This window comes from Tolypothrix sp. PCC 7712, assembly GCF_025860405.1.
GTDB classification, from domain to species: domain Bacteria; phylum Cyanobacteriota; class Cyanobacteriia; order Cyanobacteriales; family Nostocaceae; genus Aulosira; species Aulosira diplosiphon.
In genome coordinates this window covers 3,028,835-3,041,696 of sequence record NZ_CP063785.1, presented here as the reverse complement: position 1 = coordinate 3,041,696, position 12,862 = coordinate 3,028,835, and the positions used below count along the sequence as shown (strand labels likewise).

Sequence of the window (12,862 nt, the reverse complement as noted above, 5' to 3'; positions counted from 1 at the left end):
AAGGCGAACTTGACGTTCACCCTTAAATAGATAGTGTTACTTTTTTAGTTCTGAGTCTTAAGTGCGGAGTACTGAGTGAAGTAGAAAAGATTCAGGACTCAGCACTTGTAACTCAGTATTGTTGATTAAAATTGAAATTCTAAATTTTGGCTTCTTCCTTAACCAACTTATCCCAACCTAAATCTTTCAAACTGTTATTGCGACGTAAGGGACGAGTTACTAATTCTAAAATGTCACGCGCATTACCAAAGCCGTGAATTTGAGCAAAAGTAAATTCTACAGACCACTTGGTGTTAATACCCCTGGCTTCAAGCGGATTAGCATGAGCCATACCAGTAATCACTAAGTCTGGCTTTAATTCATAAATACGCTGAACTTGGTTATAGTTATCTGGCTTTTCAACAATCTTTGGCAGGGGTACACCCATTTCTTTACAAGTATTTTCCAGTAGGGTCAATTCAGCAGCTTGATAGCGCTTATCCATGTAAGGAATCCCAATTTCGGAAACTGTCATTCCACAGCGCACCAGGAAGCGCGCTAAGGAAACTTCCAGTAAGTTATCGCCCATGAAGAATACTGATTTGCCGCGAATGAGTTTCACGTATTCTTCCAACCCAGCCCAAATTTGTGCTTCCCGTTCATCCAAACCTGTGGGAGTAATACCGAACACCGAGCAAATCTTCTCAACCCAAGCACGGGTACCATCGGGGCCGATGGGGAAAGGTGCGCCGATGAGTTTGCATTTGCGACGACGCATTAAGGTAGTAGCAGTGCGGCTGAGGAAGGGATTGACACCAGCGACGTAATAGCCTTCTTCCAATACTGGCAGTTCAGTGAAGCGCTTCGCAGGTAGCCAGCCGGAGACTTTGATGCCTTGCTTCTTCAATTCTAAGGTGAGCTGCGTTACCACAGGGTCAGGAAGGGAGCCGAAGAGAACCAAGGGAGGATGGTCTACATATTGGGATTCTTCTTGGACTACTTCTTCTTTTTTCTTACCAAAGTTGAGCAGTTTAGAAATAGCGTTGCGTTCGTTTTTATCTGTTTCCGCCACAGGAGCCTTATCGGGACATCGATTAGCCATTGCAGCTAAGACAGTATCTTCCCCTTGGGTAAAGGCATAATCTAGACCGTTGGCGCGAGCAACGACGATGGGAATCCCAATTTCACCTTCCAGCTTGGGAGCCAAGCCTTCCAAGTCCATTTTGATGATTTCGGTGGTGCAAGTACCAATCCAAACGATTACACTAGGATTGCGATCGCGTTTAATTTGTAAGCACAACCGTTTTAACTCTTCATAATCATTCAGTTGTGCCGAAATATCTCCCTCTTCCAACTCTGCCATTGCATAGCGGGGTTCAGCAAAAATCATTACCCCCATCGCATTTTGTAGGAAGTACCCACAAGTCTTGGTTCCAATCACCAAAAAGAAACTATCTTCAATCTTTTGGTATAACCACGCCACGCAGCTAATAGGGCAAAAGGTGTGGTAATTCCCAGTTTCACACTCAAAGTTTAAAGCTTCTGGTTGTTGAGCGACAGTCATTTTGGTTATTTCTCCCCTTGATATTTAAAGCGAACAAGGCAGGCGAACATAGGGCAGGTATGTGGGGAAAGAACAATTCTTCCCCCAAACTCCTGTGATATGTGGTACATAGCACCAGCCAGCAAACCCTAAATTCAACAGGAACGCTAAAAAATTAAGCGTTGGGGAAGAGACGGGCAATTTCGGAATCATCGAAAACGCCAGCTGGCAGTTCTTCCCCTAAAAAGTCATTACTTGCATCACCCTTGTGTAGCGATGTTTCATCACCCCAAACATCTGATAACACGTCACTGAAGGCGTTCTCATCTGGTGACTCTAAATCTTCCAGTATTTGGTCATCCAGCTTGATTTCTGATGATGTTGTCTCAAAGGAAATATCACCAAACTCATCTTCATCAGCAGCTTGTTGTGAGTTAGTGGCGTTTAGCCCATTTACAATCGTAAATTCTTGAGCAACTGCTACATTAGCAAAGCCATTACTTTGAGGATTGTTTTCTGTATGATGATGGGCGCTTTCTTCAGCAACAGCAGCATCTTGATAGTGATAATTATCTAAATCTCTAGGATTTACGCGATTACCAAGAGCCATGTCTGGGTCAAAATGTAAATCCAGTACTTCAATTAACGTGTCAGCGTCAGGATTAAGTTTAGAAAAGGGTAGCATTAACTGCGCTAGTTTTGGTTCTAACGCGTTGGCAACTCCCAGGATGAGGTAAGAAGGTGGTCGCTTCCCTCCATCGGGGGTGTACACTGATTCCACTTCCATATGGAGAGTAATCCAGTCACGATTAGCCTGGAAAAACTCCAACCATTTTTGCTTTAATGAATCTGTAAAGCTATGAAAAAAAGCCATACTATTTTCCCCATCCTGGAATTTTGATGATTTATACAATCATCAAGTCTAATTCCTCTTCCGGATTACGCACCTGGGGTTTATTCGGATTTAGATAAAAATCTGATAATAAAGAGAACAATTCACGGTCTTGGGCATCATTTGGTACTACCCCTTCTGGACGTGCAAGAATTTGGTCGGCAATGTTGAGATAGTAATCGCAAACGTAGCTTAAAGAAGGGTCGGATTCTGCCATTTCAAACAAAGTTTTACCCTTAACCCGAGAAACTCGAATATCTTCTATTAAAGGTAGAACTTCCAAAACTGGCATTGGTACTGCTTCTACATATTTTTCAATCAAATCGCGCTTGGAAGTGCGATTACCAATTAAACCAGCTAAACGCAGTGGGTGAGTTCTGGCTTTCTCTCTCACGGAAGCAGCAATCCGATTGGCGGCAAACAAAGCATCAAAGCCGTTGTCGGTAACAATCATGCAGTAATCAGCATAGTTGAGTGGCGCTGCAAAACCGCCGCACACAACGTCACCAAGTACATCAAATAAAATTACGTCATACTCATCAAAAGCGTTGAGTTCTTTCAGTAATTTCACGGTCTCACCAACAACATATCCACCACACCCAGCACCTGCTGGCGGGCCACCTGCTTCTACGCAATCAACACCACCGTAGCCTTTGTAAATTACATCTTCCGGCCAGACATCTTCATAGTGATAGTCTTTTTCTTGCAGAGTATCAATAATCGTCGGAATCAAAAATCCGGTGAGCGTAAAAGTACTATCGTGTTTGGGGTCGCAGCCAATTTGTAGTACTTTCTTGCCGCGTTTTGCTAGGGCGACTGAGATGTTACAGCTAGTTGTGGATTTGCCGATTCCACCTTTTCCATAAACTGCTAGTTTCACTTTCGTTGGCCTCTTAATAGTTTATTTTCAAACTCTTGGCTGAAACATTTGCCTTCACCTAGCCTGAGATGGCGATGCGTGAGGTCTTGTGATGTCATTATTGTCCAAACTACAAGGAAAATAAAGGGGCTGTAAATATGTAACTAGAAGATATAGAGATATTTAAGTATATTTAAAAGATATTTACAGCTTAAAGGCTCATAAAATCCATAAAAAACTTTTTTATAGCTTTATTTAAATTATTTATGTTTTATTTAAATAAAATTAGTAACAAAAGACAAAATGAATAAATCGGCTATTATCTATGCTTTCCATTGATTTTGCTTATGCTAATCTCTGCAGATGAGAGGCATAAATACTTAATGTCAGTGGAGAATATCGAGATTCATGCTTCTAAGGATGAGATATTAAAAAAGTCTCTATACATACCAAAAACGCTCGCAGGATAGAAGCTGCTGGCTAAATTCCATGAATTATCTTCCTAGCTGTCGGTTAGCCTATGAAGCTAGGGAACGCTAAGGGCCAATTGAGACTGAAATTCTAAGTTATTCCGGAAAATATTGCTTTTATAGCGATAACCTTTCAATTTATTAGATTCGTCCGCAGCTATTGTTGATGCAGGTAATTTTTAATATGCAACAAATTATTAAATTTTTAAACGGTCAGTGTTTGGCTAGATAAAGTGACTGGGGATTGGGGATGAGGTGGATGAGGGAGATTAGGTAGATTAGGGGAAAAATCCCCATTACCAATTACCAATTACCAATTACCCATTACCAAACCCTTATTCAAGACACCTCGCTTTCAATTTGGTTGATTTCTTTTAAAGGTTGCCAGCCAGGTTGCCACTGAGAGTTATCTTGTAATAATTTGGCATTCATCCAAAACCGGACATTTGGGTCACAAGCTGCAACTAATTCTGCGTAAACCCATTTACCCTGATTTTTGCGATTAACAACTTGGAAATGTCGCCAACCATCTACTTTTTGCTGGGCTGTCCATTTAGAACCCAAAAGGTAAGGAAATTTCTGTTTTTTAGGCATATTTTATTTATTGTTTGTTAAATTTATACTTTACACTTCATACTTCAGGCTTCAGCCTTCAGTTGACTAAATCGCCATTCAGGTCAAAAGTTTGACAATTTTTTTCACCATTTTGCTCAACACATAACCCAAACAATTTAATGTGGTTCCAGCAAGTGTTGATATTATTAGTGATTTTGCGTTTTTTCTTGCTGAGGCGTTGCTGCACAACTTCGTTGGGGCAAAGAATTTGCAAAGTGCCAGTACCATCTTCATGATTGAGAATGCGAAACAGGCAATCTTGTAAAATAGCACGGATGCTACTGTCGAAAAAACGTTTAAAACGCTGTAGCTTTTCGCTTTCTGTCATTTGGCTAATACGTTTTTGGGAAAATAACTCCTCCTCATCACAATCAAAGTTATCATCTTCAAAGTTATAGGGATCAATCATCTTCAATATTCATTATGCAACTTGGGATAATCTGAGTGCTGAGTTCTGAGTGCTGAGTTCTGAGTAAGAAGATAAATGAGTAATGCACCTAAAAATATGGTAAATTACGCTATCGCTAACGCACCATACTGGACTTAAAAATTTAGCAATAATTCGGTTTTAGATATTTGTTTAAATATGTTTGAGATTGCAAAAATACTTTAATAATCAGGTTTGAGATATACAAATTATACCAATTCAAATAATGTTGGCGACACATCAATATATTTTCGAGGAAAGGGCAATGCAGTGCCTCTACAATATGTAGCATTTTTATTTCAAATTGGTATTACATAATGAGGCGGGCAAGATGCCCACCCCACAAGATTTAGTAGCAGATTGTAATTTTTTTGGGTAGAGATGATTTTGAGGGCACAAATATTATGATGACCCTACTGACTTTAGGCGATCGCAGCTACTTTATCTAATAAGCCTTGAAACATCCGTAAACCATCATTACCACCTAACACGGGGTCGGAGGCTCGTTCAGGGTGTGGCATCATCCCTAAAACGTTGCCTTGGCGGTTACAAATTCCAGCAATGTTATTTAACGAACCGTTGGGATTCTCACCTGCGTAGCGGAAAACCACTTGCCCGTTATCTTCCAATTCTGCGAGGGTAGCTGCATCAGCGTAGAATCTGCCCTCTCCGTGAGCAACAGGCACAGTGATAATTTCATCATCTGAGTAACCCTGCGTCCAAGGCAAATTGGTACGCTCAACTTTCAGAGGAAGGCGATCGCAGATAAAATGCAAATCCTGATTTCTGGTTAATATACCTGGCAGCAATCCTGCTTCAGTTAATACTTGAAACCCGTTGCAAATACCTAAGACATATTTCCCCTTTTGGGCATGTTCAACCACCTGCTGCATCACAGGCGAAAAACGAGCGATCGCACCACAACGCAAGTAATCCCCGTAACTAAAGCCACCAGGGATGACAATCACATCCAAATCAGCAATATCCGTCTCTTGATGCCAAACCATGCGAGTTGGTTGCTGTAGTAAGTCTCTGGTGACATAAGCAACATCGCGATCGCAATTAGAACCCGGAAAAACAACAACACCAAATTTTGTCATTTGTTATTTGTCATTTGTCATTTGTCATTTGTCATTTGTCATTTACTATCCCAAACACCAATCCCCAAACCTAAAACACCCCTGTCTGCGTTTCGACTTCGATTAATTCAAAGCGATAATTTTCAATTACCGGATTTGCTAGCATTTGGTCACAGATGTTATTCAGTTCTTGGCGGGCTTTAGCCTCTTGGGTTGAGGTGATGGTTAATTCAATGTACTTACCAATCCGCACCTGTTCTACGTTGTCGTATCCCATTTGTTTGAGGCCAGATTGTACAGCCACACCAGCTGGGTCTAAAACTGAGGGACGAAGTGTCACGAAAATTTTAGCTAAATACTTACTTTGCACGGGCTTAACGCTGAATGCTGCGATCGCTATACTATAACTTTCTGTTCCAACTGAGTGAAAATAAGATTAGGAAGCGACTACAGTTAATTTATCAGTTAGCCAGTATGAAGGCTTCAACCACAGCGGCAAATTCAAATAATTGTCTATGAGAGCCATACGCACCCGCAGTCAGGATAAAATTTTGAACCTGTTGAAAAACATTAAACAAGGTATTTCCGCGCAGGATATTTACGTTGAATTACGTAATCGCAATCAGAGTATGGGATTAGCAACTGTTTACCGCTCTTTAGAAGCCTTAAAAATGGAAGGTCTGGTACAAATCAGAACTCTAGCAAATGGTGAAGCCCTCTATAGCCTAGCGCAACAAGATAAACATCACCTCACTTGTCTGCAATGCGGTGTCTCTATTCCGATTAATCAATGCCCAGTACATGACTTAGAAGAGAAGTTGCAAGAAAAGCATAAATTTAAAATTTTTTACCACACGCTTGAGTTTTTTGGTTTGTGTACCCAGTGTCAGAGTAACCAGGCGGCTGAGGTGAATGAGTAGGGAAGGGGGAATGGGTAATGGGTAATTGGTAATTGCTATTATTCGCTTGTGCTCCTTTCTGCCTCATCTACCTTATCTACCTCATCCCCCCATCCTATGCAAATGTGAAATTGGGTAGGCATTTAGTAATACACTGAGAACGGAAAACCTCTCTGGCAGTGATTTTCATGTCGCTCTCAAGGAAATGGAATTTTTTTTATACTCTTTCTTATCTGGAAATAGCGCGATCGCCCCAGAAAAAATATGCGTAAAATCAAAATCCTTTCCTGTGGTTTGCTGTTTCTGGCTTGTCCAAGTCTCAGTTATGGATCTGAAGGGTTAACCTCTAGCTATTCTCGAGAAGCGATCACAGAAGCAGTTACGCCAGTGCGATCGCCTATCAGTACTGAAGCTAGAGATTTGCAAGGACAAGTACCGCTAATCGCTTTCCCAGATATTCCAGCAAAGAAATTGCAAAAACAGCGAGACGCAAATTTTTTGTGGCTCATGAGTGACAATTCAACTCAGAATGTGCAGCCAGAGGTGCCGCTTTCCCCATTACAAACACCGCCAACTCAATTGCATAACTTGGAAACAGCCAATCAATTACCAAAGGGTGTAGTGCAGTTGGAAGCTGGTTTTTTGCAAGTTCTGCCAACGGATGCTTCTGTTTCAGGTACAGGTTTACAAACCTATCAGTTAAATCTCGACTGGGGAATTACAGACAATTTCCAGATAGGTTTTACTGGCGATATTTTCGATGATTATTTAAAATGCCCAGTGAGAAGCGAATGTCCTTTTTTCGCAACTATTAGTTATGGCACTAAGCTAAAGTATCAAATTCTCAACCAGAATTCTTGGGCTGTTGGTCTTGCAGGCGCGTTTCAGTTATTACATATATCTTCAGATACCGGGATTTTTAAGAATAGCCCCAACCAACCATTTTTTAATGTGAGGCCAGTTGGCGCTTTACACTTGCCAATTACCTACAAAGCATCTCCCAATCTGCAATTACATTTCACCCCAGGAGTTGTTTTCTTTCCAGATAAAGTTGCCGGGGGAGATTTTTTTGGGACTTTTTTCAATATTGGCACAGGGTTTAGCTGGCAAACTTCCAAAAGAGTTAACTTGTTTGCCAATATACAAACTCCCTTGGGGCCAGGAGGCAATACTTTCATTGCCAAAGACCGCTCTATCACTCGTAAATTACTTTGGACTGTGGGTATAGATTATACCCTTAACCCCAAAATAGGGGCAGAGGTTTATGCTACCAATAGTTATGGTGCTACACCGACCACAGGCTTGTTAGGCTTTATTCCTGATGGCGATGATTTATTATTGGGTGTTCGCGTCAAGCATGTTATTGATTTGGGGCAAGGGTATGCAGCTAATTTTAGTAATTTTCCCCGCACCACACTTGCCTACCGCGATCATACATTGCTATTTGATGGTCTGACACTGTCAACGGCAAGTACTCTACCAACTAGTAATTTCCAATTTAGAGGCGGGTTAGGTACACATGGTAGTTCTAGTTTTGCCCTAGCCTATGGCTTAACGGAAGATTCACAGTTAGAGCTGAGTGTCGATCAATTTGCTTCAAGCGATCGCTTTTCCGAAAGAGATATATCTGGGCCGGGAATCAAAATTGGCGGTGCCATAAAACTCAAGTTTTTCGACCAAGCAAGAGGGGATGGAGTCACCCTCAGTGCTAAACTGGCAGGAATTAGTGAGACAGCATTGCAAAGAGGTGGTATCAATGGCACTCTGTACGTAGAGTTGCCTATCACCTATCAACTCAATTCCCAAACTGCCATTTCCATTAATCCCAAGGGAGCATTTTTTGGATCGACTAGGCGTATAGGGATAGGGATAGGAATTAATCAGGCGATCGCAGATTGGCTGCAATTGATTGGAGAATTCACCCCGGTTGTAGATGGCAAAAGCAGTACTTGGGCCACAGGCTTGCGCTTCTTACCCAGTTCTCGCTTCGGATTAGATATTTTTGCTACTAACGCCATTGGGCAAAGTGGCTTAGGAAATTTAAACGCAGAACCAGACGGTACAAATTTTGGTTTTAGCCTCATTTGGGGAATTTGAAATTTGGGCATGGGGCATTGGGCATTGGGCATTGGTAATGAGTAATTGGTAGATATTTCTCCCCTGCTCCCTGCTCCCTATCCCCTTGCCTCACCCCCGATGATTAATCCCCGGTAATTCCTGCCCATCAGCAATAATGGACTTTATACCTTCTAAGGTAGCGGGAATACTGCGTGGGTCGATAAACATGACCTTGCTGCTATCGCTTTTACCAATTGTCGCGCCCATATCTAGATAACCCAAAGCAAATAAAACTTCCAAAGACTTTTGAACGTCGGGGTTGTTTTTGATTTTTTGGGCAATAATTTCTGCAGATTCAGCAATAGCTTGGGCTTTGAGAACTTGCTGCTGACGTTCAGCTTGTGCCCTGAGAACGATCGCTTTTTGTTCGGCTTCTGCTTGTAAAATTACAGCTTTTTGCCGGGCTTCTGCGTCTAGAATTTGGGCATCGGCTTTACCTCTAGCGCTATTAACAGCAGATTCGCGATCGCCTTCTGATGTTAAGATGGATGCCCGTTTGCGCCGTTCTGCCGACATCTGTAATTCCATCGATTCTTGCACCGCCTTCGAGGGGATAATATCTCGCAGTTCTACCCGCGTGACTTTCACACCCCAGGGATCAGTCGCAATATCCAAATCCCGCAAGAGAAGTTCATTAATTTGAGAACGGGCGGTAAAGGTTTCATCTAACTCCAGTTGTCCCATTTCCGAACGAATTTGAGTTAACACCAAATTCACCATCGCCGACTGGAGATTTTCTACTTTGTAATAAGCCCTTTCCATATCCATGATGCGCCAGTAAACTACGGCATCAACTGTGATGGAAACGTTATCACGGGTAATACACTGTTGTGGCGGAATATCTAAGACTTTTTCGCGAATAGTTTGCTTGTAGACAATCTTATCGAGGAAAGGAGTAACAAAGTTTAGCCCAGGGCCTAATTTTTTGTTGTAGCTACCCAATTTTTCCACTAAGGCTTCATCACCTTGATTAATAACTTTGACTGAACCTGCTAAAGCAGAACCTCCAAGAGCCAAAAATATCAGTAACAAGAACTGTTCCATAATAATTCTCCTAATTTTTCTGTAGGGATTGGGGAACTCGGGGCCCCCTCTGGGGATAAGGGGTAATGGGGACTGGGGACAAGGGGAGAAAATTCTAATTACCAATTACCAGTTACCAATTACCAATTACCTATGCCCAATGCCCAATGCCCCATGCCCAACTACGAATGCAACAAATGTTCCGGCATCACAATCAAGGTGGTGCCTTCTCTGCGGACAATATAAACCCTTTGATGAGATGCAACGCTGAGTTTGTCATCGTCACATCTTGCTTGCCAAGAATTTCCTTCGTATAGTACCCGGCCTGTTTTCCCAGGCGGAATTTCTGTTAGAGTTTCAGCTGTAATTGCATCTTGGATGTTTGATTTACGTCGTCGTGGTTGTAAAAACCTGCGAGAACCCACAATTAGCAATGTGGACAGCAACAGCCAGGCTATAACTTGCAGCCATACAGTCCGCAGAATGAATTGAGACAGTAGCGCCACAATAAAAGCGCTAATTCCCATCATGAAAGCGACAAAAGCAGACGGCAAGAACAGTTCCATTAAACATAAAACTGCTCCTGCTAAGAGCCAGATTACGGTATAACTTGGCATAGCGTCATCCTAAGACGTTACATTTGCGTAAATGTATTTCTCCTATTAGATCCACCTAGAGGCTGGCTGTTTCCAAAAGACAAAATATGGTATTTTAACCATCAATTTTGATTAATTTCCGTAACAACATGTAGCCAGAGGTACAAAAATCCAGTCTATTCTAGCCCTTAAGTATTTGACAGCAATATGTAATCGAAATTCACGACTTAGTTTGTTTCCTAAATTTATACCATTATGATTTCTACTCAACAGGTCATTTATTGCATCAATCCAGACTGTACTAGTCCTATTAATTCTTTAGAGAGTCGTGTTTGCGCTAATTGCCAGACTCCCTTAGTTCATCGCTATCTTTGGGCGACTGGCCCAAAAGCAGCAAAAATACCACCAGGAACAACGGTGGCAAATAGATATGAGGTTATTACGCAGCAAGTTTGGTTAGATACGCAACCGGGGCTACTACCAGATATCCCAGAAGAATTGCCAAATGAAGTGCTTGCTTATTTGCGGTTATATTATGAGCGATTGCATATCCCCCAAGCCTATGGATATATTCCAGAATTTGAGGGCGGTGGAGATCATATCCTGTTACTGGAAAATGTACCGATCGCAGAAAATGGCAATGTCTATCCGGCGATCGCAGATGCATGGGAACAAGCAACAGCAGTCAGACAGGTTTATTGGCTGTGGCAAATTCTCCAACTGTGGAAGCCGTTATCAGAATTAGAAGTTGCTAACAGTTTACTCATGTTAAACAACCTGCGGGTACAAGGTTGGTGTATCCGCCTGTTAGAACTTCACCAGACACAAGAAAATTTAGTGAGTTTGCAAGATTTAGGCCGATTTTGGCAACCTTTGGTAGCATCTGCAAAACCAGCCGTAGCCGGAAAGTTGCAGAACATCGTCAAGCAGATGTGTACACAGGAAGCTGATTTGGCAGAAATTACTAATCAACTCAATGCCTTATTACTTTCAGCCGCAGCAGACTTACCATTTAACGTGGAAGTTTTGGGTGCAACCGATGCGGGGATGCAAATGATCACAAATGAAGATGCTTGCTACCCTGCTAATGTTAACGATTTAGAAGAATTCCTCGTACCACAGTTATCAATTGTTTGTGATGGTATTGGCGGTCATCAAGGTGGTGAGGTAGCTAGTCAACTAGCAGTACAATCCTTAAAATTGCAAATCCGTGCCTTATTAGCAGATGTTTCACAAGAAGGTCAAATTGTCAAGCCTGACTTGTTTGCAGAACAACTAGAAGCCTGCTTAAGGATAGTAAATAACGTTATTTGTGCCCGTAACGACGAGCAAAACCGCCAAGGTAGAGAACGCATGGCCACAACCCTCGTGATGGCATTGCAAGTGCCGCAGCGAGTACAGACTACCTCTGGTAAGGAATCTAAAAATGCCCATGAACTTTACCTAGCTAGTGTTGGCGATAGCCGTGCTTACTGGATTACCCGTAATTATTGCCAACTTCTAACAGTAGACGATGATGTCGCAGCGCGGGAAGTCCGTTTTGCTCGCAATTTTTATCGTCAAGCATTAATGAGACCAGATGCAACAGCTCTTACCCAGGCTTTAGGAGCCAGAGATGCCGAATCTCTTCGGGTTGAAATCAGGCGCTTCATTTTGGAAGAAGATGGCATCTTGTTGTTATGTTCCGATGGTTTAAGTGACAATAACTGGGTAGAACAATCCTGGCAACAATACGCAGTTCCAGTGTTAACTGGAAAACTAGCTCTTGAAGATGCTCTCCAACGCTGGATTAACTTAGCTAATCAGAAAAATGGTCATGACAATGCATCTGTAGTGATGACCTTATACGGCATTTCCCGAGAATACTTAATTTCTTTAACTTACAAACAACCACAAGTAGAAATCATCGAAGCAGAACCATCCGAAGCAGCGATCCCAGAAAGTTCACCAGTCCTAGTAGATTTGGATATCACCGCCGAAGAAGCTACCTCAACCCCAGCAGAAAAACCCAGCCGAGGCAAACCTGCGCTGTTGGTTGGCGGATTATTATTGTTGCTTCTGGGCGGAACAACCATCGGCTTATTCGTCTTATCCCAATTCCAGCCACAAACATTCCAACAAATGTGTCGCCAACTTCCCCCAAGCGTACAGCAGGTATGTCCTAAATAGGGGTTTGGTAATTGGTAATTGGTAATTGGTAATTGGTCATTTGTCATTGGTGTTTGTTATTTCTCCCTCATCTTCCTCATCTCCCTCATCTCCCTCATCTCCCCAATCCCCAATCCCCAATCCCCAATCCCCAATCCCCATTACCCCTTATCCCCAGAGGGGGCCCCGAGTTCCCCAATCCCCAATCCCCAGT

At 42.3% G+C, this 12,862-nt stretch carries 12 protein-coding genes; 3 read left to right on the top strand and 9 right to left on the bottom strand.

Annotation, left to right across the window (positions count from 1 at the left end; genetic code table 11):
• Positions 1-139: 139 nt before the first annotated feature.
• From HGR01_RS12525 to purS, 7 genes are all read right to left on the bottom strand, one after another.
• Positions 140-1,543 carry a ferredoxin:protochlorophyllide reductase (ATP-dependent) subunit N gene (locus HGR01_RS12525; RefSeq protein ID WP_045871644.1) on the bottom strand — a complete coding sequence of 468 codons (1,404 nt, stop codon included), beginning with the start codon at positions 1,541-1,543 and terminating at the stop codon, positions 140-142.
• A 154-nt stretch (positions 1,544-1,697) separates the two neighbouring features.
• Positions 1,698-2,396, bottom strand: a complete 699-nt coding sequence (locus HGR01_RS12520) for a DUF5331 domain-containing protein (RefSeq protein ID WP_045871645.1) — start codon at positions 2,394-2,396, stop codon at positions 1,698-1,700.
• Positions 2,397-2,427: 31 nt separating this feature from the next.
• Positions 2,428-3,294, bottom strand: coding sequence for a ferredoxin:protochlorophyllide reductase (ATP-dependent) iron-sulfur ATP-binding protein (gene bchL, locus HGR01_RS12515; protein WP_045871646.1), 867 nt, complete (start codon positions 3,292-3,294; stop codon positions 2,428-2,430).
• Between the two features lie 788 nt (positions 3,295-4,082).
• Complete coding sequence (locus tag HGR01_RS12510; protein WP_045871647.1) at positions 4,083-4,337, bottom strand: TIGR02450 family Trp-rich protein; 255 nt, start codon at positions 4,335-4,337, stop codon at positions 4,083-4,085.
• 58 nt (positions 4,338-4,395) lie between these two features.
• Positions 4,396-4,767, bottom strand: a complete 372-nt coding sequence (locus HGR01_RS12505; RefSeq protein WP_045871648.1) for a hypothetical protein — start codon at positions 4,765-4,767, stop codon at positions 4,396-4,398.
• Positions 4,768-5,207: 440 nt separating this feature from the next.
• Complete coding sequence (gene purQ, locus HGR01_RS12500) at positions 5,208-5,885, bottom strand: phosphoribosylformylglycinamidine synthase subunit PurQ (RefSeq protein WP_045871649.1); 678 nt, start codon at positions 5,883-5,885, stop codon at positions 5,208-5,210.
• 70 nt (positions 5,886-5,955) lie between these two features.
• Positions 5,956-6,234 carry a phosphoribosylformylglycinamidine synthase subunit PurS gene (gene purS / locus HGR01_RS12495; protein WP_045871650.1) on the bottom strand — a complete coding sequence of 93 codons (279 nt, stop codon included), beginning with the start codon at positions 6,232-6,234 and terminating at the stop codon, positions 5,956-5,958.
• Between the two features lie 145 nt (positions 6,235-6,379).
• Between purS and HGR01_RS12490 the strand changes: the two genes are divergently transcribed.
• Both HGR01_RS12490 and HGR01_RS12485 read left to right on the top strand, forming a co-directional pair.
• Positions 6,380-6,784: a Fur family transcriptional regulator gene (locus HGR01_RS12490; RefSeq protein WP_045871651.1), complete on the top strand. Its 405-nt coding sequence runs from the start codon at positions 6,380-6,382 to the stop codon at positions 6,782-6,784.
• A gap of 243 nt (positions 6,785-7,027) precedes the next feature.
• A complete protein-coding gene (locus HGR01_RS12485; RefSeq protein ID WP_045871652.1) occupies positions 7,028-8,860 on the top strand; it encodes a DUF5777 family beta-barrel protein in 1,833 nt (610 codons plus the stop codon).
• A 90-nt stretch (positions 8,861-8,950) separates the two neighbouring features.
• Here the strand turns inward: HGR01_RS12485 and HGR01_RS12480 are convergent, their stop codons facing one another.
• Together HGR01_RS12480 and HGR01_RS12475 are read right to left on the bottom strand one after the other, a co-directional pair.
• The gene (locus tag HGR01_RS12480) at positions 8,951-9,925 is read right to left on the bottom strand and encodes an SPFH domain-containing protein (RefSeq protein ID WP_045871653.1); all 975 of its coding nucleotides are present in this window, start codon (positions 9,923-9,925) and stop codon (positions 8,951-8,953) included.
• Between the two features lie 161 nt (positions 9,926-10,086).
• Positions 10,087-10,521 carry an NfeD family protein gene (locus tag HGR01_RS12475; RefSeq protein WP_045871654.1) on the bottom strand — a complete coding sequence of 145 codons (435 nt, stop codon included), beginning with the start codon at positions 10,519-10,521 and terminating at the stop codon, positions 10,087-10,089.
• A gap of 234 nt (positions 10,522-10,755) precedes the next feature.
• On the opposite strand from HGR01_RS12475, the gene HGR01_RS12470 reads away from it, so the two are divergent.
• A complete protein-coding gene (locus tag HGR01_RS12470; protein ID WP_045871655.1) occupies positions 10,756-12,669 on the top strand; it encodes a protein phosphatase 2C domain-containing protein in 1,914 nt (637 codons plus the stop codon).
• The last annotated feature ends 193 nt before the right edge of the window (positions 12,670-12,862 follow it).

What these genes read in the sequence shown, in the direction of transcription:
- HGR01_RS12525 (WP_045871644.1), bottom strand. Translation starts at nt 1,543, where the DNA reads ATGACTGTCGCTCAACAACCAGAAGCTTTAAACTTTGAGTGTGAAACT.
- HGR01_RS12520 (WP_045871645.1), bottom strand. Translation starts at nt 2,396, where the DNA reads ATGGCTTTTTTTCATAGCTTTACAGATTCATTAAAGCAAAAATGGTTG.
- HGR01_RS12510 (WP_045871647.1), bottom strand. Translation starts at nt 4,337, where the DNA reads ATGCCTAAAAAACAGAAATTTCCTTACCTTTTGGGTTCTAAATGGACA.
- HGR01_RS12505 (WP_045871648.1), bottom strand. Translation starts at nt 4,767, where the DNA reads ATGATTGATCCCTATAACTTTGAAGATGATAACTTTGATTGTGATGAG.
- purQ (WP_045871649.1), bottom strand. Translation starts at nt 5,885, where the DNA reads ATGACAAAATTTGGTGTTGTTGTTTTTCCGGGTTCTAATTGCGATCGC.
- HGR01_RS12490 (WP_045871651.1), top strand. Translation starts at nt 6,380, where the DNA reads ATGAGAGCCATACGCACCCGCAGTCAGGATAAAATTTTGAACCTGTTG.
- HGR01_RS12485 (WP_045871652.1), top strand. Translation starts at nt 7,028, where the DNA reads ATGCGTAAAATCAAAATCCTTTCCTGTGGTTTGCTGTTTCTGGCTTGT.
- HGR01_RS12480 (WP_045871653.1), bottom strand. Translation starts at nt 9,925, where the DNA reads ATGGAACAGTTCTTGTTACTGATATTTTTGGCTCTTGGAGGTTCTGCT.
- HGR01_RS12475 (WP_045871654.1), bottom strand. Translation starts at nt 10,521, where the DNA reads ATGCCAAGTTATACCGTAATCTGGCTCTTAGCAGGAGCAGTTTTATGT.
- HGR01_RS12470 (WP_045871655.1), top strand. Translation starts at nt 10,756, where the DNA reads ATGATTTCTACTCAACAGGTCATTTATTGCATCAATCCAGACTGTACT.